This window comes from Streptomyces sp. NPDC127117, from assembly GCF_042677325.1.
Taxonomy (GTDB): Bacteria; Actinomycetota; Actinomycetes; order Streptomycetales; family Streptomycetaceae; genus Streptomyces.
This window is the reverse complement of the sequence record NZ_JBHXTM010000048.1, coordinates 15,929-39,109: the sequence shown is the minus strand read 5'-3', so window position 1 is coordinate 39,109 and position 23,181 is coordinate 15,929. Positions and strand designations below refer to the sequence as shown.

The following is a 23,181-nucleotide window of genomic DNA, read 5'->3' as shown; positions in this document are numbered from 1 at the left end:
CGGCGGCCGATCCGGCACCCCTGCGGGCGGTGCGGGGGAGTGACGGTTGATCAACCGGCCCTGTGCGCGCCCTTGGCGACCCTTGAGCAATGTGACATATTACTGTCGTGCTCACGAGACGCCCCCTGGATGCCGTCATCGTCGGGGCCGGAATGGTCGGCGCCGCCTGCGCCTACTACATCTCCCGGTCCGGACTCTCCATAGCCGTCGTCGACCGCGGACCGGTGGCCGGCGGCACCACCGGAACCGGCGAGGGAAACCTCCTGGTCTCCGACAAAGTGCCCGGACCGGAGCTTGAACTCGCCCTGCTCTCCGCCTCCTTGTGGCGGCAGCTGTCCGAGGAACTGCCCACGGACATCGAGTACGAACTCAAGGGCGGTGTGGTCGTCGCGGCGTCCGAGGACTCCCTGGCCACCCTGGCCACAACGGCCGACGGCCAGCGGGCCGCGGGCGTCGAGGCGTGCCACATCACTTCCGACCGACTCCGCGACATCGAGCCCCACCTCGCGCCGAACCTGGCCGGCGGCTGTCACTACCCGCAGGACGCCCAGGTCCAACCGGCGCTGGCGGCGGCCGAGTTGCTGCGCGCAGCCGCTAAGGCGGGTGCGCTGGTGCGCCCGGGGGAGGAAGTGATCGAGATCCTCCGGGACCGGGAGGGCGCCGTACGCGGGGTACGCACGGCACGGGGCGAGCTGCACGCCCCCGTCGTGGTCAACGCGGCGGGCACCTGGGGCGGCGACCTGGCCGCACTGGCCGGGGTGAACCTGCCGGTCCTGCCGCGCAGAGGGTTCGTGCTGGTCACCGAGCCACTGCCCCGGCTGATCCGGCACAAGGTCTACGCGGCGGAGTACGTGGCCGACGTGTCGAGCGGGTCGGCGGCGCTCCAGACCTCGCCCGTGGTGGAGGGAACCCCCGCGGGGCCGGTGCTCATCGGGGCCAGCCGCGAACGGGTCGGTTTCGACCGGACGTTGTCCGTTCCGGTGATCGCCCGGCTGGCGGCGGGCGCCGCAGCCCTCTTCCCCGCGCTCGCCGACGTACGGGTGATGCGTGCCTACCACGGATTCCGCCCCTACCTGCCCGACCACCTGCCCGCGATCGGACCGGACCCCCGGGTGCCGGGGCTCTTCCACGCCTGCGGCCACGAGGGCGCCGGGATCGGGCTGGCGCCCGCGACCGGACTGCTCGTCGCGGACGCGATCCGGGGAGAGCGGCCCGCACTCGATCTCGGACCCTTCGCCCCCGACCGCTTCGATGCCACATGCCATGTCACATGACGGTGGCGAGCGGGGCGCCCGCGCCCCAGGAGAGGACCCAGTGAGACGCACCCGCGCACGTACCCCCGCCGAACTCGTCGGGGCCGCGCCCGAGACGGAGTTCCAGCTGACCTTCGACGGCCGCCCGGTCCGCGCACTGCCGGGCCAGACCATCGCCGCCGCACTCTGGTCGGCGGGCATCCTGACCTGGCGCACCACCCGGGTCCACGGCCGGCCACGAGGCGCCTTCTGCGGGATCGGCGCCTGCTACGACTGCCTGGCCACCGTCAACGGCCGACCCAACCAGCGCGCCTGCCTGCTGCCCGCGGGACCGGGCGACACGGTGATCACGCAGGAGGGCGACGGCCATGCCGAACTCGATCGATGAGCCCGGGGCGCGGGAGACCGATCACGCCGGACTCGCCGTGGTGGGCGCCGGACCGGCAGGCCTGGCCGCCGCCGTCACCGCCGCCGACCACGGGCTCGACGTGGTCCTGCTGGACGCGGCCGCCGCACCCGGCGGGCAGTACTACCGCATCCCGGCCGACGGACTCGGCGCCACCCGTCCCGGGGCCCTCCACCACGACTGGCACACCTTCACGGAACTCTCCGCACGGCTGGCCGCACACCGCGACACCGGCACGATCCGCCACCTCACCGGCCACCAGGTGTGGACAGTCGAACGGACCGGTGGCGGGGACTGGATCCTGCACGCGATCACCGGGGAAGCCGACGACGAGGCCCGTACCGCCGTCCGGGCCCGCCGGATACTCCTCGCGACCGGCGCCCAGGAACGCCAACTGCCCTTCCCCGGCTGGACACTTCCGGGAGTGGTGGGCGCGGCGGGGGCCCAGGCGATGCTGAAATCGGGGCTGGTGCTGCCGGGAAGCCGGATCGTTGTCGCGGGGAGCGGACCGCTCCTCCAGGCGGTCGCCGTCTCGCTGACGCGCGCGGGGGCGCAGGTCCCGGCGCTGGTCGAGGCCGCCGGGTACGGGGCGTACGCCCGTGCCCCCCGGGTGCTGGCGGCCAATCCGGGGAAGGCGGCGGAAGGGGCCCGGTTCGCGGCGGAGCTGGTCCGTGCCCGGGTGCGGGTGCTGAGCCATCGGGCGGTCACCGAGGTGCACGGGGACGAGCGGGTGGAGGCGGTCACCGTCAGCAGGGTGGACCGCCGGTGGCGGCCCGTCGCGGGGACCGGCCGCCGGATCGCCTGCGACGCGCTCGCCGTGGGACACGGGCTGGTGCCGCAGCTCGACCTTGCCGTGGCAGCCGGCTGCGGAACGCGGCCGGGCCCCGACGGCACGCACGCGATCACCCTCGACGAACAGCTCAGGACCACCGTTCCCGGGGTCTGGGCGGCCGGTGAGTCCGGCGGCATCGGCGGTCTGGAACTCGCCCTGTGCGAAGGTGAGTTGGCGGCACTTTCCATCGTCCGTGAGGTACGGGACGGAGTGCGGGGGCCGGAAGCGCGCAGGGCCGTGGCGCTGCTCCGCTCCCGTCGTCGTCTGCGGGCCTTCGCCGCGCTGATGGGGGCCGTGCACCGGCCGGGGCCCGGCTGGCGCGAGTGGCTGACCGACGGGACGGAGGTGTGCCGCTGCGAAGAGGTCACCGCGGGCCGGATCCGTACCGCTTGCGAGGAGCTCGGAGCCGGTGACACCAGGACCGTCAAACTGCTCACCCGGGCCGGAATGGGGTGGTGCCAGGGCCGGACGTGCGGATTCGCCGTCCGGGAACTCGCCGCCGCGCACGGCGGCGGACAGGAGCCGGGCGGACCCGACCGGCGCCCGCTGGCCTGCCCCGTGAAACTCTCCACCCTCGCCGACCTGTCCGGCCCCGGGTAGTCCCGCTGCCGGTCGCCGCCTCGCAGCCCGGCGGCGTACGCCGGCCGCTGTCCCTTGTTCTTTCTCCGCTTCCCACTTCCGCGTTTCCACGTATCCGCCACACCGTGACATGTCACACCTCTCAAGGAGCCACGATGCAGACGAACACCGACTCGCGCACCCACCCCTGGCACGGGGTCATGGTCGCCACCCCGATCACCCTGCGTGACGACTGCACCATCGACTACGACGCCTACGCCACCCACGTGCGGCAGCTCATCGAGGCGGGCTGCGACGGAGTGGTGCCCAACGGCTCACTGGGGGAGTACCAGACCCTGACCGACAGCGAACGCGAGCAGGTGGTCCGGGTCGCCGTCGAAGCCGCGGGCGACGGCAACCGCGTCATGCCGGGCGTCGCCGCCTACGGCAGCGCGGAGTCGAGGCGCTGGGCGGAGCAGGCCGCGGAGGCGGGTGCCGGTTCCGTACTGCTCCTGCCGCCCAACGGGTACCGCTGTGAGGAGGCGGCGGTGCGCGCCCACTACGCGGATGTGGCCGAGGTCGGCGTGCCGGTCGTCGCGTACAACAACCCGTACGACACCAAGGTGGACCTGACGCCGGAGCTGCTCGCCCGCCTCCACCAGGACGGCAGCATCGTGGCCGTCAAGGAGTTCAGCGGTGACGTCCGCAGGGCCTACGAGATCGCCGAACTGGCCCCCGGGCTCGACGTGCTGGTGGGCGCCGACGACGTGCTGCTGGAACTGGCACTCGCCGGGGCCGTCGGGTGGATCGCGGGCTGCCCCAACATGCTGCCGTCCTGCTGTGTCGATCTGTACCGGGCCGCTGTCACCGGTGACATGGCAACCGCCCTGCCGCTGTACCGGGAACTGCACCCGCTGCTTCGATGGGACTCGAAGCCGGAGTTCGTCCAGGCCATCAAGGCATCCATGGACGTCGTCGGACGTCACGGGGGCCGTACCCGGCCGCCGCGGTTCCCCCTCCCCGACGACGACGTGGCCGCGGTGCGCGCCGCGACGGAGAAGGCACTCGCCGGGGGCCTGAACTGAGACCGGCGCCCGACGCGGCAGGAGCGGCCGCCGTGCGCCCGGACGGAGCGCGCGGCCCGGCCCGTTTCATTATGTGCCGTTCCGTCCGATTCGAGTGTTCTTCGTGTCCGTCGTGACGAACCAGGGGGAGCCTTGCAGACACGTCACATTTTCCATGCCGTCGACTCACACACCGAGGGCATGCCCACCCGCGTCATCACCGGAGGCATCGGCACCATCCCCGGTGCGACGATGGCCGAGCGGCGCATCCATTTCCAGCAGCACCGGGACGCCGTGCGCACCCTGCTCATGTACGAGCCGCGCGGCCACGCCTCCATGAGCGGCGCGATCCTCCAGCCGCCCACCCGGCCGGACGCGGACTACGGAGTCCTCTTCATAGAGGTCTCCGGCTATCTGCCGATGTGCGGGCACGGCACCATCGGGGTGGCCACCGTTCTGGTGGAGACCGGCATGGTGGAGGTCACCGAACCCGTCACCACCGTGCGGCTGGACACCCCGGCCGGGCTCGTCAGCGTCGACGTACAGGTGAAGGACGGGGCGGCCACCGCGGTGACCCTGACCAACGTCCCGGCGTTCAGCGTCGCGCTCGACCGGACGGTGGACGTACCCGGCTACGGGGCAGTGCGCTACGACCTGGCCTACGGCGGCAACTTCTACGCGATGGTGCAGCTGAACGACCTCAAGCTGCCCTTCGACCGGGCGCGCAAGGACGACATCCTGGCCGCCGGGCTCGCCCTGATGGACGCGGTCAACGCCTCCGAGCGGCCCATCCACCCCGAGGACCCGGACATCCACGGCCTCAAGCATGTGCAGTTCATCGCGCCCGGGTCCGACGCCCGCCACTCCCGGCACGCGATGGCCATCCATCCCGGCTGGTTCGACCGCTCACCCTGCGGGACCGGCACCTCGGCGCGCATGGCGCAACTGCACGCACGCGGTGAACTCCCCCTGGACACCGACTTCGTGAACGAGTCGTTCATCGGCACCTCGTTCACCGGACGTCTCGTCCAGGAGACCACCGTGGGCGGGCTCCCGGCCGTCGTCCCCACCGTCACCGGCCGCGCCTGGCTCACCGGTACCGCACAATTCTTCCTGAACCCGTCCGACCCCTTCCCCGAAGGATTCCTGCTGTGAATCTCCCCCTGCTCGGCGCCGCCGACATCGAGGCCCTGGGACCGACCGGTGCCGTGGACGCGCTGGAGGCGGCGCTGAGCGGGGGACTGGATCCGGAGACGGCCCCCGCCCGGCACCATGTCACAGTGCCCGGCGGTGAGCTGCTGATCATGCCCGCCACCACACAGCAGGTGACCGGCGTGAAGATCGCCGGGGTGGCCCGCGACAATCCGGCCCGCGGCCTGCCCCGGATCACCGGAAGCTATCTGCTGCTCGACGCCCCCACCCTGCTGCCGCTCGCCCTGCTCGACGGTGCCGCGCTCACCACCCTGCGCACACCGGCCGTGTCCGCACTCGCGATCCGCCACCTCACCGGTCCCGTCGTGCACCACCTGGTGCTCTTCGGGACGGGCCCCCAGGCGTACGGGCACCTCGACGGGGTGCTCGCGGAACGTCGGGTCGAACGGGTCACCGTGGTCGGCCGCACTCCGCACCGGGCCGAAGCGCTGGCGGCGCACGCCCGGCGCCTCGGCGTGGACGCCGGTACGGCACAGGCGCCCGGTGACGCGGAGGTCGCCACGGCCGATCTGGTGCTCTGCTGCACCACCTCCGCCACTCCGCTGTTCGACGGTGCCCTCGTGCCGGACGGGGCGACGGTCGTCGCGGTCGGCTCGCACACCCCCGATGCCCGGGAGGTCGACACCGCTCTGGTGGCCCGCTCCGCCGTCATCGTCGAATCACGGTCGGCCGCGTTGTCGGAGGCGGGTGATCTGCTGATCCCGATGACGGAGGGAGCTTTCCGGGCCGAGGACATCCACGCCAACCTGGCCGAGCTGGTGACGGGCCGTGCTCGCGGCGGAGCGCCGGCCGGCTTCGAGGGGCGGCCACGGCTCTTCAAGAGCGTCGGAATGGGCTGGGAGGACCTTGCCGTCGCCGCCGCGGTGCACCGTAATACGGCGCCCTGAGCGAGTTGTCCACAGCACCGGAGCGATGGGCCCCAGTAGAAACGTGACATTGTATTCTGAGGCCCCGCACGGCGCTGGAGGAACAGATATGGCCCGCCTGACGACGCTCAACGCCATCTCCGCGCAGGAGCACTTGCGTGACCAGGTGGCAAACGCCCTCAGGGCGGCCCTGATCGCGGGCGACCTCCGGCCGGGCATGATCTACTCCGCCCCCGCGCTCGCCGCGGATTTCGGAGTCTCCGCGACCCCGGTCCGCGAGGCCATGCTCGATCTGGCACGCGAGGGCCTGGTCGAAGCGGTGCGCAACAAGGGCTTCCGGATAACGGAGTTGACCGAACAGGACCTCGACGACTTCACCGAGCTGCGGGTCATGATCGAAGTCCCCACCATCGGCCGCATCGCCAGGATGGGCCGCACCAGGGAGCTGGAGGCGCTGCGGCCGCTCGCCCAGGCGATCGTCGCTGCCGCCGCCGAGCACGACATCATCGGCTATCTGGAGGCCGACCGCCGCTTCCATCTCGAACTGCTCGGCCTGGCGGGAAACCGCCGCCTGGTGGAGGAGGTCGGCAATCTGCGCAAGCGGTCGCGTCTCTTCGGGCTGAACCGGCTCGACGAGAGCGGGCTGCTGGTCCAGTCGGCGGAGGAACACGGCCAGTTGCTCGACCTCTTGATCGCGGGGAACGCGGAGGGCGCGGAGCGGTGCATGCTCGCTCATATGTCACATGTCAGGAACCTCTGGGCCGAGGATGAGCCCAACGACACGGGCGCGGGAGGCAAGCGGATCAGAAGCGTGAGGATGCCGGCCGCGGAGGCCTGATCCACCGCTTGCCGTTCCTCCGTGGACGCCCTCGGCCGCCACCTGCTCCGTTCTTCAACGGCCGTCCACCGGACGGCCGTTGAAGCGGCCCTCAGGCCCGCGACTCCAGCAGCGCGGCCATCCACTCCTCGATGCCGTCGGCGGTGCGGGGCAGCGCGGACGACATGAGGCGGGCGCCGTCCGCCGTGATCACGAGGTCGTCCTCGATCCGCACCCCGATCCCGCGCAGCGGCCGGGGCAGCGTCTCGTCGTCGGGCTGGAGGTAGAGCCCGGGCTCCACCGTCAGTACCTGACCGGGTTCCAGGCGCCCGTCCAGATAGGCGTCGGCACGCGCCTGCGCACAGTCGTGCACATCCATGCCGAGCATGTGGCCGCTGCTGCAGAGCGTGTACCGGCGGTAGAAGCCGTTGTCCGCGTGGAGCGCCTCGTCCGCCGGCATCCGCAGCACGCCCCACTCGTGCAGACCCTCGGCGATGACCCGCATGGCGGCCAGATGGAAGTCACGGAACCGTGCCCCCGGACGCAGGGCCGCGATGCCCGCGTCCTGCGCTGCAAGCACCAGCTCGTACACCGTGCGCTGCACGGGGGAGAAGCGGCCGGACAGCGGCAGGGTGCGGGTGATGTCGGCCGTGTAGAGCGAATCGGTCTCCACCCCGGCGTCCAGGAGCAGCAACTGCCCGCGCTCCAGCGGTCCGTCATTGCGGATCCAGTGCAGTACACAGGCGTGCGCCCCGGCCGCGGCGATGGTGGAGTAGCCCGGGCCGTTCCCCTCCGACCGGGCCCGGAGATCGAAGACGCCCTCGATCCAGCGCTCGCCGCGCGGGTGGCGCAGCGCCTGCGGCAGGCTCCGCACCACATCCTCGAACCCCATCGTCGTGGCATCGACGGCCTGCTGCAACTGCGCCGTCTCCCAGGGATCCTTGACGAGCCGAAGCTCGCTGAGCACGGCTGCGAGCCCGGCCGGCGCCGAGCGCCCGACCGGAAACGCGCGGCAGGAACGCAGGATTTCATCGACGGACGGATCCACCCCGGAAAGCACCCGTACCGGCGGCTGCGGCCCGGTCAGCAGCTTCTCCCAGGCGTCCAGATGCGCGCAGCGGATGCCGGTCAGCCGGGCGGCCTCCGTCAGATCGGGCCTGCGTCCGACCCAGAACTCGCCGTATCTGCGGTCGCGGTAGAAGTCCTGACCGGTACGCGGTGACCGGGGCCGCAGGTAGAGCACCGCTTCGTGCCGCTCGTCGCCGTCCGGTTCCAGGACGAGGACGTGACCTGCCTGGTCCTCGCCGGTGAGGCCGGTGAGCCAGGCATAGCCGGTGTGCGGCCGGAAGCGGTGATCGGTGTCGTTGGAGCGGACGGCGAGCGCACCGGCCGGGATGATCAGGCGCTCGCCCGGGAAGCGGGCCGCCAGCCGGGCGCGGCGGGCGGGGGTGGCACCGATGGAGGGGACGCGAAGATCCTCCGGCAGCGGGGACTTGGCCCACCCGGTGCTCATGAAGGCGTCCAGAGCGGGTGACACCGGCAGATCGTGGCTGCCGGTGCGGGGCGCGGAGAAGGAACGGGACACGGGCATTGCTCCTCGGGGGCTCTGTGGGGCCGGGGTCGGAATGCCGGCTCTCCGGGGACACGGTGGTGCGGTGGTCGGGAAACCGGTGGTGGCGGCCGGTGCGTTCGGGGTCGCGTGTCATATCCCGTGCTGCGACGAGAAGTTGTCGCGCGGATGAATGTGCGCGAGAGGGGTTCCGAAGAACATGTGACATGTGCCATTGTACAGCGCGCAAGGGGAAGGGAGTCGTGCTCATGTCACGACGCCAGTGCAGTTCAGACCCGGTCCGGCACCTACCTCTTGCATTCCCCCACAGCCGCGCCTTGTTGCGCGGTCACCACTCCGCTGGGAGGCGGCACGTGAAGAACCTGAGGGTTCGGCAGAAAATAACCGGATTGTCCACTGTGGTCCTGGCGGCATGCCTGGGCGTGGGCCTGTTCACGGCACCGAGCCAGGCGGTCGAGCAACACCCCGCCGTGTCGACCGTGACCCCCCACCTCTCGGACGCCGTCCAGAAGCGGGCGGAACCCCGGACCGAGGACCCCGGCGGCCCCACCGCCGAGGCGCTGACGGCACCCGCCGACGATGCCGCTCACGTCGAACGCAAGTCGCTCAAGGCCGCCGACCGGCCGCCGCTCTCCGCGTCCAAGGACGCGCTCAAGCGGGACTACGACGACCCGGCCGCCGCGCTTCCGAGCCACCCGGCACCTTCGATGAAGGCCGAGAAGCGGGCCCGCGCCAAGAAGTCCGGCGAGGCGGCGGCCGAGTGCAACGTCACCGATTTCACCAACAACACCGGTGGCGCCCTGGTCGAGAAGGTCAAGGCGGCGACCACCGACTGCGTCAACACGCTGTTCCGTCTCAAGGGCCAGGACGGCTACAACGCCTTCCGCGAGGACCAGATGGTCACCATCGCCGATGCCATGCGCGACGCGTCGGCCTCCTACCCCGGCGACGACAGCACCGGCATGCCCCAGCTGGTCCTCTTCCTCCGGGCCGGCTACTACGTGCAGTACTACGACCCCGACACCGTCGGAGAGTACGGGCCGCGCCTGCGCACGGCCATCCAGGGAGCGCTCGACGGCTTCTTCGGCTCCTCGCACGCCTTCGACGTCACCGACGCCAACGGCGAGAGCCTGTCCGAGGCGATCATCCTGGTCGACAGCGCCGCGGAGAACGCCCGCTACCTGAACATCGTCAAGCGGATGCTGGCCGACTACGACGAGTCGTACAACGGCTCCTGGTACATGGTCAACGCCGTGAACAGCGTATACACGATCATGTTCCGCGGTCACCAGGTGCCTGAGTTCATCAGCGCCATCGAGGCCGATTCCAGCGTGCTGACCTCCCTGCGCGACTTCGCCGCGAACCACCTCGACCTGCTGGGCACCAAGCAGTCGTTCCTGGTCTCCAACGCGGGACTCGAACTCGGCCGCTTCCTCAAGGAGGACTCGCTGCGCGCCAAGGCGAGCCCGCTCGCGATCGACCTGATGGGCAAGAGCTCCATCGACGGCCCCACCGCCCCGCTCTGGGTCAATCTGGCCAAGATGGTCGACGCCTACGACAAGGACAACTGCGCGGCCTACGGCGCCTGTGACCTCGCGCAGCGTCTCGAGAAGGCCGTCCTGCCGGTGAAGCACACCTGTAGCGACAGCATCACCATCCGGGCGCAGGACATGACCGCGGAGGAGCTCGAAGCCAGCTGCGCCAGCCTGCGCGCCCAGGACGCCTACTTCCACGAGGTGGCCCGGGACAACGGCGCGGTCGCCGACGACAACAACAAGACCATCGAGGTCGTGGCCTTCGACTCCAGCACCGACTACCAGACCTACGCCGGAGTGATCTTCGGTATCGACACCAACAACGGCGGCATGTACCTGGAGGGCGACCCCAAGGCCGAGGGCAACCAGCCCCGGTTCATCGCCTACGAGGCCGAGTGGGCCCGCCCCGACTTCCAGATCTGGAACCTCAACCACGAGTACACGCACTACCTCGACGGCCGGTTCAACATGTACGGGGACTTCGCCGCCGGAATGACCACGCCGACCGTCTGGTGGGTCGAGGGCTTCGCGGAGTTCGTCTCGTACTCCTACCGCAAGGTCAACTACGACGACGCCGCCGCCCAGGCCGCGAACCACACCTACACCCTGCGCACCCTGTTCGACACCACCTACGACAACGCCGACCAGACCCGCGTGTACAACTGGGGTTATCTGGCCGTCCGTTACATGCTGGAGTCGCACCGCGCGGACGTCGACACCCTGCTCGGCCTCTACCGCAAGGGCGACTGGGACGGTGCCCGCACCCTGCTCACCTCGACCATCGGGAGCAGTTACGACGCCGACTGGAACACCTGGCTGACCGCCTGCGCGGCCGGTGCCTGCGGCAGCGGGTCCACCAACCCGCCCGGTGAGATCACCGAGTGCAAGGATGCCGACACCAGGATGCTGGGCAAGAACTGCATGCGCAGCGAGCTGAAGGCCGTCAAGGGCGACTACGCCTACCTGGCCGTCGTCATCCCGGCCGGCACCACCCAGTTGAAGATCACCGCCTCCGGCGGCACGGGCGACGCCGACCTCTACTACAGCTCGGAGAACTGGGCGACGACCGCGGTCTACACCGACAAGTCCGTCGGGGCGGGCAACGAGCACACTCTGACCGTCAACAACCCGGCGCCGGGTTACCACTTCATCAGCCTCTACGGCACCGAGAAGTTCGACGGCGCCAAGGTCACCACCGAATTCTGATCCCTCCGGCCCCCATGGTATCGGCCGGCCGAGCGATGGTCCCGCTCGGCCGGCCGGTGCCGTCCGTCCCCCGGGCCGCGTCCGTCGGACACGGCCCGAGGCTCACGACAGCCGCAGCGTGCCGCGGTCCGCGCCGTCCGCCAGAATCTCCACGATCAGGTCGAAGAGCGTCGGACCCCGCCCGGCCAGGGCCTCGTCGAGCCGCTTGCCCATCGCGGGCCGGTTGGTGGGATGCGCCCGGCTCAGGATCTGCCGCAGATATCGCGCCGTCTCCGCATGGCCCAGGGCCCGCGCGGAGGAGGCGTGGTCACGCCATTCGAAGACGAAATCGTCGTCGTCGGGCGTGCCCATGCCGCCACCGAGACAGTCCGCGAGAGCGTCGAGGTTGCGGCCGAAATACCCGTCCGGGCCGTTCACCGCCTCGCCGATCACTTTCCAGAACTGCTCCAGGCCGGTGACCCGGGAGCCTTCGATCACATAGGTCACGGTCATGGGTGGAGGGTACAAGTCCGTCTGTGTCCCCGGTCTTTGATCCGCGCCGCAGGTGGGGGGCTACGGCGCGGATCGGTCCGGAGGGGCCGGGCTTCAGCAGCCCTGGTCGATCAGGTCGAAGGTGGCGTAGTGGTCACCGGTGTAGTAATCCTCCTGCGACTGCTCGCCGGTGACGATCCGACGCGCGCCGCGGGTCGGGGAGTTGGGCGTGATGACCGTGTACTCGTGGTAGTAGCCGGTGCTCCGGTCGGGCAGGACGCCTTCCCGGTTCTGGAAGACGGTGCCGTCCTGGGAGTACGGGAACGGGCCGCCCGCATCGATCAGGTCGAGGGTGTCATGTGCCTGGGAGGGCAGTGCCGAGTAACAGATACTGCCCACCGAATCGGTGGACGGGGTCGAGGCGGTGGCCGAGGTGACCGGGCCGCCGACGAGGAGGACGGACAGGAGGGCGGCTGCGCCACCGAGCGTGGTGATCCGTGGGGGGATTCGCATGACCACCATGATGACGCGCGTAGACGCGGTCCCGTCAACGCCAACCGATGTGAATTTTTTGGAAGTTAACCCGGAGGTAGGAAATGTGACGGACAGATGTCCGGTGGCCCGCGGGCCGGTTCCGGTTCTCTGTTCACTTATTGATGAGTCGACAAGCGTGGCGGCCCGTCTGTGGGGCATGCATCCCCGTGAACGTGTTCCGCGAAGGAGTTCGACGAGCGGCGGACACCACGGGAAACCGGGACCACGAGCAGGGGGCGATGAACTGTGCGGGCGGGGGAGACGATGGAGCGTCAGGGAGATGCCGATTCCATGAAGGGCGAGGCCACGCACGAGCCGGGGGCACACGAGCCGGAAGCGCGGGACCGGCAGCCGGTCCGGCTGCATCGCCGGCTGGCCCACACCGATCTGGCGGCCGTGGGCGAAGTCAGATGTGCGTTACGGGAGTTCCTGCGTTACCGGTGGAAGGAGGAGCCGACCCGGGTGGCGGAGCTCCTGCTCAGCGAGCTGGTGACCAACGCGCTGATCCACACCCGGCACGGCGCGGTCGTCACGGTGAGCGTGGCGCCCGCCAAGTTACGCGTGGAAGTGCGCGACTTCGTGTCCGGACTGCCCCTGTCGTACGTACCGAACGCCGACGACGGTACGCACGGCCGGGGGCTGCTCCTGGTGCAGAGTCTCGCGGACGCCTGGGGCGTCGGCGCTCACACGCTGGGCAAGGTCGTCTGGTTCGAGCTGGACGGCGAAAGACTCTGACCGAGCGTCAAAATCCGGCGGAGCGGCGAAATGCCCCGACGGACGTGTCGGGGCAGCGAAAAGCCCTGACGGACCGGGATGGACCGGGCCGTCAGGGCCTTGCCGGCCTCAGCCGAACTGCTGCTCCAGATCTTTCAGTTTCCGCTCCAGCGAATCGAGCCGGGGCAGTGCCTGGGTGTCGTCCTCGGCGGTGAGGTCGACGGTGACCGGATCATCGGGGCTCCGGTCCGAGCTGCCGGTGCTCGGACCCGTCACGGCTTGCAGGGATGGCCGGGGGCGCAGAGGCAGTTGTCCCGGCTCGGATATGGCGGGCTCCACGACGGACTGCGCCGAGCCCGGCGTGGCGGCGAGGGCCTGGACATCCACCTGGGTGCCGCCCCGGCCGACCCGGCGCCACGCCCGGTTCTGCCGGTTCAGCGCCTTGATGTGGGCCCGGTCCAGCTTCTCCTGGTCCTTCCTGCGCAGGCGGTTCTGCTCCTTCTCCCGCCTGTCCTCACGTACCTCGTCGACCGCCTCGTCCAGGGTGCGTACGCCTTCCAGCAGCATCAGCGACCAGGCGCCGAAGGTCTCCCGGGGGGCGCGCAGCCACCGTACGATCCGGATCTGCGGCAGCGGGCGGGGCACCAGGCCCTGCTCGCGCAGCGCGGCCCTGCGGGTCTGCTTCAGCGCCCGGTCGAAGAGCACGGCCGCCGAGAGCGACATCCCCGCGAAGAAGTGCGGGGCGCCCGCGTGGTCGATACCGCGCGGCGCGTGCACCCAGTTGAACCAGGCGGCGGCGCCCGCGAACGTCCACACGAGCAGGCGCGAGCCGAGCGCCGCGTCACCGTGGCTGGCCTCGCGCACCGCCAGTACGGAGCAGAACATGGCCGCCCCGTCGAGGCCGAACGGGACGAGGTACTCCCAGCCCCCGGAGAGGCCGAGGTTCTGCTCGCCGAAGCCGACGAGCCCGTGGAAGGAGAGTGCGGCGGCGACCGCCGCACAGCAGAACAGCAGGACGTACGAGGCGGAGGCGTACATGGCCTCCTTGCGTCTGCGACGCTCCTCGCTGCGTTCCCAGCTGTCGTCGGCCGCGGATGTGTCAGCGGCACGCTTGCCGCGTGCGACCACCGCCACCGCCGCCAGGACTCCCACGAGCAGCACGGCGCCCGGAAGCAGCCAATTCAGCGATATGTCGGTCAGTCTCATGCGCGGTCCCTTGCGTTGCGTAGGGCATTTCGGGCGCCATGATTGCCGAAACCCCATCATGCACAGGGGGGTTTCGGGGCAAGAGAACGCCATTGGGTCGGCACGGCGTACGGATGACGGGGATCCGGTCGAATGACCATACGCGTCCGACGAGTTGCGTTCGAATTGTACTACTCGCGCGGGTGGTGTTGATCAGTGACCGGGCGTCAGCTTCCGTACCCGGTCGGCATCGCAGGTGCGCGGGCACGTGACGCAGGTGTCCTCGGGGCGCAGCGTGTAGAAGAGGCAGCAGCTCGCCCGGTCGCGGGTGGGCAGCGACTCGCCGTTCGGCCCGGTCAGTTCGCGGAAGCCCGCGGAGCCGACGTAGGGCTTCGTGGTGCCCGGCAGCAGCGCCTCCAGCTCCGCCATCGCCCGCCGCTCCTCGCCGAGCAGATGGGCGACGTACCAGAGGCCCTCGACGATCTCGTCCGTCGCCATGCCCCACAGTGCGCGCCTGCCGCGCCGCATCCGCGGTCCGAAGCCGTCGAGCACCGGGCCGATGTGGTCGGCCACCGCCGCGAGCACCTCGGCCCGCAGCGCGGCCTCGTCGGGCACCACCCGGGCGCCCGGCAGCACCGCGGCCGGATCGTCCGGCAGACAGGCGAATTCCTTCACCCGGAGGGTCAGATGGCCCAGCGCCCGCTGGAACGACACATCCCCGACGGGAACCCGGGGCACCCGCCGGTACAGGAACCAGGGCACCGTCACCAGCAGACAGGCGGGCCACGCGTAGCGGTGCAGTCCGAAGCTGGCGACCACGTCGGGGCGGGGCTCCTGCCCGTAGTCCCGGACCACCTGGGCGTGGTCCCAGTCGAGGAAGGCGTCGAGCGCCGGGCCCCCCGCCGCGAGCTCGGCCGCGCCCACCCAGCCGGCACCGCCGGGAGCGGTCTCGTCATCCGTCAGCACCTGGGCACGCAGGCCCGGAAAGACCTCCGCGAGACGCGCGTACGCGTCCGTCACGGCGGACGCCGTGGTGCCGGGGAGCAGGGCGGGGAGTGTCATGCAGGGACCACCGAATCGCGACCGTTTGCAGGTAAGCCTTACCTTACCCGAACGGATCGATGTTTGAACTGCGGCGTCCTGCGCCTATCGTGCACAAGGGGCAGGGCGCACGCGAGCCGCGCCCACGGCAGGCCGAGGAGGTCCGAGTGGAGCTGGGCAGAGCGCGTGAGGCGTACGGAACTGCCGCGCCCGCGACCGCCCCGGCGGTCGTCCGGGTGCCCGAACAGGCACGCGGCGAGCACACCCACGGCGAGCCGCTCGCCCCGCGGCCGGTGGTGCAGCGGCACTCCGTGCGCGGCCAGATCCTGGAGGCGCTGCGCGCCGCCCTGGTCGACGGCCGGCTGGTACCCGGACAGGTCTACTCCGCTCCGGCCCTCGGTGCCCGGTTCGGGGTCTCCGCCACCCCGGTCCGCGAGGCGATGCAGCAGCTGGCCATCGAGGGCGCGGTCGAGGTCGTGCCGAACCGGGGATTCCGGGTCTCCGAGCGTGGTCCGCGCGAGCTTGCCGAGCTGGCCGAGGTGCGGGCCTTGATCGAGGTTCCCGTGATGCTGCGGCTGGCCCGTACCGTCCCGCCCGGCACCTGGTGCTCCCTGCGCCCGCTGGCCGACGCCACGGTGGCCGCCGCGGCCGTCGGTGACCGGGCGAGCTATGCCGAGTCCGACCGGGCCTTCCACGGCGCGGTCCTCGCGCTCTGCGGCAACGAACAGCTGGTGATGGTCGCCGACGAGCTGCACCGCCGCTCCCAGTGGCCGCTGGGGAGCAACCCCGCCACCCGTCGCGCCGACCTCCTCGCCGACGCCGCCGAACACACCGCGCTGCTCGACGCCCTGATCGCCCAGGACCTGCCCGTCGTCCAGTCGCTCGTCCGGGAGCACTTCGCGGGCGCCGAGGGCTGAGCGTCCGGGCCGGCCGGCCCCCGGCCTCAGTTCGCCTCGGCGGTCTCCGCGGGCGGCGGGTCCAGATGCGGGGCCAGCCACGTCGGTACGCCGCCGAGCAGCCGGAACAGCCGGCCCGCCTCTGCGCGCAGCCGGGTCGCCATTTCGGGCTCCGGTTCGGAGTCCGCGAGGGCGATGAGGGCCGGGGCCGTACCGATCAGATAGCCCAGCTCCTCCCTTATCCGCAGGGACTCCGCGAAGCCGTGCCGGGCCTCCGCCAGTTCGCCCTCGCGCAGGGACAGCAGGGCGAGATGGCGCCAGGTGGAGGAGAGCAGCAGCGCGTCGCCCTGGGCGGTGGCGCCGGCGTGGGCCCTGCGGTACGCGGCACGCGCGGCCTGCGGCGAATCGGCGATGTTCTGCGCGATCAGGCCCCGCCGGAAATCCAGCAGCGGGCGGCCCGGCGCGGACGGGGCGAGCAGCGCCGCGGCCCGGCTCAGGGCGACGCTGGCCTCGTCGGCCCGGTCCCGCACCCCCAGGAGTGTCGACGCGTAGGCCAGATGGCCGCGTTCACAGGCGGCCGCGCCGCGTTCGGCGTCGTCGTGGGCCAGTGCCTCCGCGGTGCGCAGGGCGTCCTCGGCGTCGGTCCAGCCCTTTCCGGTGTACAGGCACCGTTCGGTCAGCAGGGCGGTCCGCTGGAGCGCGGCGGCCGGATCGGTGGCGGCGCCGGGTTCGAGCAGCGCGGCGGCGTCCGTCCAGCAGGCGCGTGACCGCAGCCGCCATACCGCTGTCTGGAGCGGCGGATCGTCATCTGCTGTCGTTCCGGAACCAGACATGGCGGTATGCGCCACATTGCCCTCCCCGAGCGCGCCATCGAGCTGTTGGGTCTGGCGGCATCTCAGCACGGATCCGCATGCCGGGCCAGGGGTTCGTCCAATCTCAGGTGAAAGATTTCACAAACGAACGGAGCAGCCAACAGCCGTGACAGGGCCGGGAGATCAGCTCATACGCAGGGCGAGGAAGAAATCGAGCTTGTCCTCCAGCCGCGAAAGGTCACGTCCCGTCAACTGCTCGATTCGTCCGACCCGGTAGCGCAGCGTGTTGACGTGCAGGTGGAGCCGGGCCGCGCAGCGGGTCCACGAACCGTCGCAGTCCAGGAACGTCTCCAGCGTCGGGATCAGCTCCGCGCGGTGGCGCCGGTCGTAGTCGCGCAGCGGATCGAGCAGGCGTGCGGTGAACGCGCGGCGCACGTCGTCCGGCACGAACGGCAGCAGCAGCACGTGCGAGGCCAGCTCGTGGTGCCCGGCGGCGCAGACCCGGCCGGGGCGGGCCGCCGCCACCCGGCGGGCGTGCCGGGCCTCCTCCAGGGCGCCGCGCAGCCCCTCGGGCGAATGGACGGCCGCGCTGACGCCCAGGGTCAGCCGCCCGTCGTCGGCGAGGCCCGCGGAGAGCGGTTCGCGGACGGCGGCCAGCAGCACATCGGCATGGAGCGCCGGGTCCTTGTCCAGCCCCTCGGCGCGCTCGCCGTCCTGGGCCGGTGCGGGCGCGCCCACGGCGGGCAGCGGTACGAGGGCGACGGCCTCCTCGCCCGTGTGGGCGACCGCGATCCGGTCCGCCGAGTCGGGGCCGCTGACCGCGGGGTCGACCAGGATCTCCTCCAGCAGCGCCTGGGCGACCGGGCCGCCCGCGATCCCGGAGCCCGAGGCGCCGGAGCCCGCCGGGGCGCCGCCCGCGGCCCGGCCCTCCACGTCGCCCCAATCGACCCGCGCCACCACGACCTGCCAGTGCGGCGCGCTCCCGAGCCCCGGCAGCAGCACCGGCGCCGCGACGCGCAGCCTGGCGGCGATCTCGGCCGGCGGGGCGCCCGTCTGGACCAGCTCCAGGACCTCCTGGGCGAGCCTGCGGCGTACCGTCCGGGCCGCGTCGCGGCGGTCCCGCTCGACGGCGATCAGCTGGGTGACGCCCTGGAGCAGGTCCAGCCGGGCCGGCGGCCAGTCGCTCGCGTCCGCCTCGACCGCCAGCAGCCAGTCCGAGAGCACCGACTCACGGACGTCGCGGGAGGCCGGAAGGGCGCCGCGGCCGGTGTTCCGGATCGGGAAGAGCGAATACGCGGTGCCGTCGACCGTGGCCCGGTGCGGGGCGCGGCGGCCGGTGCGGGTGGCGGCCAGATGGTGGCCGGCGAGCGCGGCGCCGACCGGGCCGGGCAGTGACGTTTCACCGGCGCCCGCGATCTGCCGGCCGGTGGGGGAGAGCACCCAGGCGTGCAGGTCGAGGTCGGTCCCGAGCAGATCGAGCACCACCTCGGGCCCGCCGCCCGCCGGGCCCGAGGTCATCAGCCTGCGGTGCCGGTCCACGACCGCCGCCAGATCGCCCGCCCGCTCACCGGACACCTGGCGCACGACATGCTCGGTGATCGTTGCGAACGCGACGGTCTCATGGACGGCGAAGAGTGGCAGCCGGTGCCGCGCACAGGCCTCCACCAGATCGGCGGGGATGTCGCCCAGCTCCGCCTCGCCCGCCGCGAGCCCGGCGACACCGGCGCCGGCCAGGATCCGTACGAACGGCTCCGAGTCCGCCGCGTCCCGGCGCCAGGCCAGACCCGTGAGGACCAGCTCGCCCCCCGACAGGTAGCGGCTGGGATCCCGCAGGTCCGTGGTCATCACGCCGCGGACCGAACGGTCCAGCTCGTCCTCGCCGCCGAGCAGCCGCAGGCCCAGCGCGTCGGTCTCCAGCAGTGCGCGCAGCCGCATCTCGTCGCCGCCGATCTCTTTCGTTGGTGCGGGTGAAAACTGGGTATTGCGGTGAGGTCACCGATCCCCGCCATTCGTTCGAATCTACAAGACGAGGAGATCGACCAGCCAACTCCTTCATGGTTTCGGTGACTGCACCGGTTGGACCACGGCTTGTGTACTTGGCCCCACACCGCGTTAACAACACATGAACGACACGGAAGACCAGTCGAGGGCCGGCCGTCCCCAGCCCCAGCGAACGACCCGATTGAGAAGAAGAGAGCCACTCATGGACTTCCTTCGCCCCGCCAGCTGGGAGGAGGCGCTCGCCGCCAAGGCCGAGCACCCGACGGCTGTGCCCATCGCGGGTGGCACCGATGTGATGGTCGAGATCAACTTCGACCACCGGCGGCCCGAATACCTCCTGGACCTGAACCGCATCGGAGAGCTGTCCGAGTGGGAGGTGGGCCAGGAGAGCGTACGGCTCGGCGCCTCCGTCCCGTACAGCCACATCATGGAGCATCTGCGCGCCGAGCTGCCCGGACTGGCGCTCGCCTCGCACACCGTCGCCTCGCCGCAGATCCGCAACCGCGGCGGCGTCGGAGGCAACCTGGGCACCGCCTCGCCCGCCGGGGACGCCCACCCGGCGCTCCTCGCCGCGGGCGCCGAGGTCGAGGCCGAATCCGTGCGCGGCACCAGGATGATCCCGATCGACGCCTTCTACACCGGCGTCAAGCGCAACGCCCTCGCACCGGACGAGCTGATCCGGGCCGTGCACATCAAGAAGGCCGACGGTCCGCAGCAGTACTCCAAGGTCGGCACCCGCAACGCGATGGTCATCGCCGTCTGCGCCTTCGGCCTGGCCCTGCACCCCGAGACCCGCACGGTGCGCACCGGAATCGGATCGGCCGCCCCCACACCCGTACGGGCGAAGGAGGCCGAGGACTTCCTGAACGCCGCACTTGAGGAGGGCGGGTTCTGGGACAGCCGCGCGATCATCACGCCGTCCGTCGCCAAACAGTTCGCCGCGCTCGCCGCAGGCGCCTGCAACCCCATCGACGACGTGCGCGGCACCGCGAGCTACCGCAGGCACGCGGTCGGGATCATGGCCCGCCGCACCCTCGGCTGGACCTGGGAGTCGTACCGCGGCAACGGCCGCAGCACCGAAGGAGCTGCCTGATCATGCGCGTCAATTTCACGGTCAACGGCCGCAGGCACGAGGCGGACGACGTCTGGGAGGGCGAATCCCTCCTCTACGTGCTGCGCGAGCGGATGGGGCTGCCCGGCTCGAAGAACGCCTGCGAGCAGGGCGAGTGCGGCTCCTGCACGGTCCGCCTCGACGGCGTCCCGGTCTGCTCCTGCCTGGTCGCGGCCGGCCAGGTGGAGGGCCGCGAGGTCGTCACGGTGGAGGGCCTCGCGGACTTCGCCGCCCACCGCTCCGAGCAGCACCCCGGCAGCGGCTGCGCCCCCGGCGCGTGCGGCACGGCGCTCGACAGGGCCCGGCGGTGGGAGGCGAAGCCGGCCGGTGAGGACAGCCGGGAAACCGGTGAACTCTCCCCGGTCCAGCAGGCGTTCATCGACGCCGGAGCCGTCCAGTGCGGCTTCTGCACTCCCGGCCTGCTGGTCGCCGCCGACGAGCTGCTGGAGCGCAACCCGGAGCCGTCCGACGCGGACATCCGCGAAGCGCTCTCCGGCAACCTCTGCCGCTGCACCGGCTACGAGAAGATCCTCGACGCGGTCCGCCTCGCGGCCGCCCGCGCGGAAGAAACGGTCTGACGATGGGCGTAACCGGCAACCCCACCAGCATCAACCAGGGCACCCGCACCAAGGGCGGCATCGGCGAGTCCACGCTGCGCCCCGACGGCATCCTCAAGGTCACCGGCGAGTTCGCGTACTCCTCCGACATGTGGCACGAGGACATGCTCTGGGGCCACACCCTGCGCTCCACGGTCGCGCACGCCGAGATCGTCTCCATCGACACCTCGGAGGCGCTCGCCACGTCCGGCGTCTACGCCGTACTCACCTACGACGACCTGCCGAGCACGGTGAAGAACTACGGCCTGGAGATCCAGGACACCCCCGTCCTCGCCCACGGCAAGGTCCGCCACCACGGCGAACCTGTGGCGCTCGTCGCCGCCGACCACCCGGAGACGGCCCGCCGCGCCGCCGCGAAGATCAGGATCGACTACCGCGAACTGCCCGTCATCACCGACGAGGCGTCCGCGACCGCCCCCGACGCGATCCTCGTCCACGAGGGCCGCGACGACCACCACGCGGGGCACGTACCGCACCCCAACATCGTCCACCGCCAGCCCATCGTCCGCGGCGACGCGGCCGCGGCGGCGGCCCACGCCGATGTCGTCGTGAGCGGCGAGTACGTCTTCGGCATGCAGGACCAGGCCTTCCTCGGCCCCGAGTCCGGACTGGCCGTGCCCGCCGAGGACGGCGGCGTCGACCTGTACGTCGCCACCCAGTGGCTCCACTCCGACCTGCGCCAGATCGCCCCGGTCCTGGGCCTGCCCGAGGACAAGGTCCGCATGACGCTCTCCGGCGTCGGCGGGGCCTTCGGCGGCCGCGAGGACCTGTCGATGCAGATCCACGCCTGCCTGCTCGCCCTGCGCACCGGCAAGCCGGTCAAGATCGTCTACAACCGGTTCGAGTCCTTCTTCGGCCATGTCCACCGGCACCCGGCGAAGCTCTGGTACGAGCACGGCGCCACCCGTGACGGCAAGCTGACACATATGAAATGTCGCATTGTGCTGGACGGCGGGGCCTACGCTTCCGCCTCTCCGGCCGTCGTCGGCAACGCCTCCTCGCTCTCCGTCGGCCCCTACGTCATCGACGACGTCGACATCGAGGCCATCGCGCTCTACACCAACAACCCGCCGTGCGGCGCGATGCGCGGCTTCGGCGCGGTACAGGCATGCTTCGCCTACGAGGCGCAGATGGACAAGCTCGCCGCCGAACTGGGCATGGACCCGGTCGAGTTCAGGCAGCTCAACGCCATGGAACAGGGCACCCTGCTGCCGACCGGACAGGTCGTGGATTCGCCCGCCCCGGTCGCCGAACTGCTGCGCCGGGTCAAGGCCAGGCCGCTGCCGCCCGAGCGGCAGTGGGAGGTGGCCGGCGAACAGGCCGACGTACGGGCACTGCCCGGCGGACTGTCCAACACCACCCATGGCGAAGGCGTCGTGCGCGGCATCGGCTACGCGGTCGGTCTCAAGAACGTCGGCTTCTCCGAGGGCTTCGACGACTACTCCACCGCCCGGGTCCGCATGGAGGTCATCGCCGGTGAGCCGGTCGCCACCGTGCACACCGCCATGGCGGAGGTCGGGCAGGGCGGTGTCACCGTGCACGCCCAGATCGCCCGCACCGAACTCGGCGTCGCCCAGGTCACCATCCACCCGGCCGACACCCAGGTCGGCTCGGCCGGCTCCACCTCCGCCTCCCGGCAGACCTACGTCACCGGCGGCGCCGTGAAGCACTCCTGCGAGGCCGTCCGCGAGAAGGTCCTGGAGATCGGCCGACGCAAGTTCGGTACGTACCACCCCGCCTGGGCCACCGCCGATCTGCTCCTGGAGGGCGGCAAGGTCGTCACCGACGGCGGCGAGGTACTGGCCGACCTGGTCGACGTACTGGAGGACGAGGCGGTCGACATCGAGCTGGAGTGGCGCCACCGCCCCACCGAGGCGTTCGATCTGCGCACCGGACAGGGCAACGGCCATGTCCAGTACTCCTTCGCCGCCCACCGCGCGGTCGTGGAGGTCGACACCGAGCTGGGCCTGGTCAAGGTCATCGAACTGGCCTGCGCCCAGGACGTCGGCAAGGCGCTCAATCCGCTCTCCGTCGTCGGCCAGATCCAGGGCGGAACCACCCAGGGCCTGGGCGTCGCCGTCATGGAGGAGATCATCGTCGACCCGAAGACGGCGAAGGTGCGCAACCCGTCCTTCACGGATTATCTGATCCCCACCATCCTCGACACCCCGACCATCCCGGTCGATGTGCTCGAACTCGCCGACGAGCACGCCCCGTACGGGCTCCGTGGCATCGGCGAGGCCCCCACCCTGTCGTCGACCCCGGCCGTCCTCGCGGCGATCCGGAACGCGACGGGTCTGGAGCTCAACCGGACGCCGGTACGCCCCGAGCACCTCACCGGCACCTGAGCCGCGGCTCCGGCCGAACTCTCCGGGCGGTGCGTGCCTCCCAGGAACGTCACACTTCCGTCGCCCGCACCGCCCGGAGTTCCGCAGTACCGCAACAGCGCGACACCGCAACACAGCAGTACAGCAACACAG

General features: G+C 71.2%; 20 protein-coding genes. 13 read left to right on the top strand and 7 right to left on the bottom strand.

What is annotated here, in order from left to right; genetic code table 11:
• Positions 1-107: 107 nt before the first annotated feature.
• The 7 genes from ACFVH0_RS31610 (at position 108) to ACFVH0_RS31580 (ending at position 7,029) form a co-directional block, all read left to right on the top strand.
• Positions 108-1,274 carry an NAD(P)/FAD-dependent oxidoreductase gene (locus tag ACFVH0_RS31610; protein WP_385825794.1) on the top strand — a complete coding sequence of 389 codons (1,167 nt, stop codon included), beginning with the start codon at positions 108-110 and terminating at the stop codon, positions 1,272-1,274.
• Between the two features lie 40 nt (positions 1,275-1,314).
• Complete coding sequence (locus ACFVH0_RS31605; RefSeq protein ID WP_385825792.1) at positions 1,315-1,641, top strand: (2Fe-2S)-binding protein; 327 nt, start codon at positions 1,315-1,317, stop codon at positions 1,639-1,641.
• Complete coding sequence (locus tag ACFVH0_RS31600; RefSeq protein ID WP_385825790.1) at positions 1,622-3,091, top strand: NAD(P)/FAD-dependent oxidoreductase; 1,470 nt, start codon at positions 1,622-1,624, stop codon at positions 3,089-3,091. Before ACFVH0_RS31605 ends, ACFVH0_RS31600 begins: the two co-directional genes overlap by 20 nt.
• 134 nt (positions 3,092-3,225) lie before the next feature.
• Positions 3,226-4,134 carry a dihydrodipicolinate synthase family protein gene (locus ACFVH0_RS31595; protein ID WP_385825789.1) on the top strand — a complete coding sequence of 303 codons (909 nt, stop codon included), beginning with the start codon at positions 3,226-3,228 and terminating at the stop codon, positions 4,132-4,134.
• A gap of 132 nt (positions 4,135-4,266) precedes the next feature.
• A complete protein-coding gene (locus tag ACFVH0_RS31590; RefSeq protein ID WP_385825787.1) occupies positions 4,267-5,268 on the top strand; it encodes a proline racemase family protein in 1,002 nt (333 codons plus the stop codon).
• The gene (locus ACFVH0_RS31585) at positions 5,265-6,212 is read left to right on the top strand and encodes an ornithine cyclodeaminase family protein (protein ID WP_385825785.1); all 948 of its coding nucleotides are present in this window, start codon (positions 5,265-5,267) and stop codon (positions 6,210-6,212) included. The genes ACFVH0_RS31590 and ACFVH0_RS31585 overlap by 4 nt, the downstream gene beginning before the upstream one ends.
• A gap of 88 nt (positions 6,213-6,300) precedes the next feature.
• Positions 6,301-7,029, top strand: a complete 729-nt coding sequence (locus ACFVH0_RS31580; RefSeq protein WP_385825783.1) for a GntR family transcriptional regulator — start codon at positions 6,301-6,303, stop codon at positions 7,027-7,029.
• Positions 7,030-7,120: 91 nt separating this feature from the next.
• On the opposite strand, the gene ACFVH0_RS31575 is transcribed toward ACFVH0_RS31580, so the two are convergent.
• Positions 7,121-8,599: an aminopeptidase P family protein gene (locus tag ACFVH0_RS31575; RefSeq protein ID WP_385825781.1), complete on the bottom strand. Its 1,479-nt coding sequence runs from the start codon at positions 8,597-8,599 to the stop codon at positions 7,121-7,123.
• A gap of 359 nt (positions 8,600-8,958) precedes the next feature.
• On the opposite strand from ACFVH0_RS31575, the gene ACFVH0_RS31570 reads away from it, so the two are divergent.
• The gene (locus ACFVH0_RS31570) at positions 8,959-11,319 is read left to right on the top strand and encodes a M9 family metallopeptidase (protein ID WP_385825820.1); all 2,361 of its coding nucleotides are present in this window, start codon (positions 8,959-8,961) and stop codon (positions 11,317-11,319) included.
• Positions 11,320-11,421: 102 nt separating this feature from the next.
• Here ACFVH0_RS31570 and ACFVH0_RS31565 read toward each other — a convergent pair whose 3' ends face one another.
• Together ACFVH0_RS31565 and ACFVH0_RS31560 are read right to left on the bottom strand one after the other, a co-directional pair.
• Positions 11,422-11,811 carry a barstar family protein gene (locus ACFVH0_RS31565; protein WP_385825778.1) on the bottom strand — a complete coding sequence of 130 codons (390 nt, stop codon included), beginning with the start codon at positions 11,809-11,811 and terminating at the stop codon, positions 11,422-11,424.
• Positions 11,812-11,904: 93 nt separating this feature from the next.
• The gene (locus ACFVH0_RS31560; protein WP_385825776.1) at positions 11,905-12,303 is read right to left on the bottom strand and encodes a ribonuclease domain-containing protein; all 399 of its coding nucleotides are present in this window, start codon (positions 12,301-12,303) and stop codon (positions 11,905-11,907) included.
• Positions 12,304-12,615: 312 nt separating this feature from the next.
• Here ACFVH0_RS31560 and ACFVH0_RS31555 point away from each other — a divergent pair, with 312 nt between their 5' ends.
• Positions 12,616-13,059: an ATP-binding protein gene (locus ACFVH0_RS31555; RefSeq protein ID WP_385825774.1), complete on the top strand. Its 444-nt coding sequence runs from the start codon at positions 12,616-12,618 to the stop codon at positions 13,057-13,059.
• 108 nt (positions 13,060-13,167) lie between these two features.
• On the opposite strand, the gene ACFVH0_RS31550 is transcribed toward ACFVH0_RS31555, so the two are convergent.
• A complete protein-coding gene (locus ACFVH0_RS31550) occupies positions 13,168-14,244 on the bottom strand; it encodes a DUF2637 domain-containing protein (RefSeq protein WP_385825772.1) in 1,077 nt (358 codons plus the stop codon).
• Between the two features lie 192 nt (positions 14,245-14,436).
• Positions 14,437-15,285 (bottom strand): (2Fe-2S)-binding protein, encoded by an 849-nt coding sequence (locus tag ACFVH0_RS31545; protein WP_385825770.1) that lies wholly within the window; start codon positions 15,283-15,285, stop codon positions 14,437-14,439.
• A gap of 146 nt (positions 15,286-15,431) precedes the next feature.
• On the opposite strand from ACFVH0_RS31545, the gene ACFVH0_RS31540 reads away from it, so the two are divergent.
• On the top strand, positions 15,432-16,181 hold the full coding sequence (locus ACFVH0_RS31540; RefSeq protein WP_385825768.1) for a GntR family transcriptional regulator: 750 nt from the start codon (positions 15,432-15,434) through the stop codon (positions 16,179-16,181).
• A gap of 26 nt (positions 16,182-16,207) precedes the next feature.
• Here the strand turns inward: ACFVH0_RS31540 and ACFVH0_RS31535 are convergent, their stop codons facing one another.
• Together ACFVH0_RS31535 and ACFVH0_RS31530 are read right to left on the bottom strand one after the other, a co-directional pair.
• Complete coding sequence (locus tag ACFVH0_RS31535) at positions 16,208-16,993, bottom strand: hypothetical protein (RefSeq protein ID WP_385825766.1); 786 nt, start codon at positions 16,991-16,993, stop codon at positions 16,208-16,210.
• Between the two features lie 162 nt (positions 16,994-17,155).
• Positions 17,156-18,907, bottom strand: a complete 1,752-nt coding sequence (locus ACFVH0_RS31530; protein ID WP_385825765.1) for a PucR family transcriptional regulator — start codon at positions 18,905-18,907, stop codon at positions 17,156-17,158.
• Positions 18,908-19,175: 268 nt separating this feature from the next.
• Between ACFVH0_RS31530 and ACFVH0_RS31525 the strand changes: the two genes are divergently transcribed.
• From ACFVH0_RS31525 to ACFVH0_RS31515, 3 genes are read left to right on the top strand one after another with little or no spacing between them, the layout of a single operon-like run.
• The gene (locus ACFVH0_RS31525) at positions 19,176-20,066 is read left to right on the top strand and encodes an FAD binding domain-containing protein (protein WP_385825764.1); all 891 of its coding nucleotides are present in this window, start codon (positions 19,176-19,178) and stop codon (positions 20,064-20,066) included.
• Positions 20,067-20,068: 2 nt separating this feature from the next.
• On the top strand, positions 20,069-20,662 hold the full coding sequence (locus ACFVH0_RS31520; protein ID WP_385825762.1) for a (2Fe-2S)-binding protein: 594 nt from the start codon (positions 20,069-20,071) through the stop codon (positions 20,660-20,662).
• A gap of 2 nt (positions 20,663-20,664) precedes the next feature.
• Entirely contained in the window at positions 20,665-23,049 is a 2,385-nt protein-coding gene (locus ACFVH0_RS31515) for a xanthine dehydrogenase family protein molybdopterin-binding subunit (RefSeq protein ID WP_385825760.1), read from the top strand.
• The last annotated feature ends 132 nt before the right edge of the window (positions 23,050-23,181 follow it).

Coding starts and splice junctions, on each gene's coding strand:
- ACFVH0_RS31555 (WP_385825774.1), top strand. CDS start 12,616: ATGAAGGGCGAGGCCACGCACGAGCCGGGGGCACACGAGCCGGAAGCG.
- ACFVH0_RS31575 (WP_385825781.1), bottom strand. CDS start 8,599: ATGCCCGTGTCCCGTTCCTTCTCCGCGCCCCGCACCGGCAGCCACGAT.
- ACFVH0_RS31560 (WP_385825776.1), bottom strand. CDS start 12,303: ATGCGAATCCCCCCACGGATCACCACGCTCGGTGGCGCAGCCGCCCTC.
- ACFVH0_RS31565 (WP_385825778.1), bottom strand. CDS start 11,811: ATGACCGTGACCTATGTGATCGAAGGCTCCCGGGTCACCGGCCTGGAG.
- ACFVH0_RS31530 (WP_385825765.1), bottom strand. CDS start 18,907: ATGCGGCTGCGCGCACTGCTGGAGACCGACGCGCTGGGCCTGCGGCTG.
- ACFVH0_RS31515 (WP_385825760.1), top strand. CDS start 20,665: ATGGGCGTAACCGGCAACCCCACCAGCATCAACCAGGGCACCCGCACC.
- ACFVH0_RS31535 (WP_385825766.1), bottom strand. CDS start 16,993: ATGTCTGGTTCCGGAACGACAGCAGATGACGATCCGCCGCTCCAGACA.
- ACFVH0_RS31520 (WP_385825762.1), top strand. CDS start 20,069: ATGCGCGTCAATTTCACGGTCAACGGCCGCAGGCACGAGGCGGACGAC.
- ACFVH0_RS31600 (WP_385825790.1), top strand. CDS start 1,622: ATGCCGAACTCGATCGATGAGCCCGGGGCGCGGGAGACCGATCACGCC.
- ACFVH0_RS31525 (WP_385825764.1), top strand. CDS start 19,176: ATGGACTTCCTTCGCCCCGCCAGCTGGGAGGAGGCGCTCGCCGCCAAG.
- ACFVH0_RS31595 (WP_385825789.1), top strand. CDS start 3,226: ATGCAGACGAACACCGACTCGCGCACCCACCCCTGGCACGGGGTCATG.
- ACFVH0_RS31545 (WP_385825770.1), bottom strand. CDS start 15,285: ATGACACTCCCCGCCCTGCTCCCCGGCACCACGGCGTCCGCCGTGACG.
- ACFVH0_RS31550 (WP_385825772.1), bottom strand. CDS start 14,244: ATGAGACTGACCGACATATCGCTGAATTGGCTGCTTCCGGGCGCCGTG.
- ACFVH0_RS31580 (WP_385825783.1), top strand. CDS start 6,301: ATGGCCCGCCTGACGACGCTCAACGCCATCTCCGCGCAGGAGCACTTG.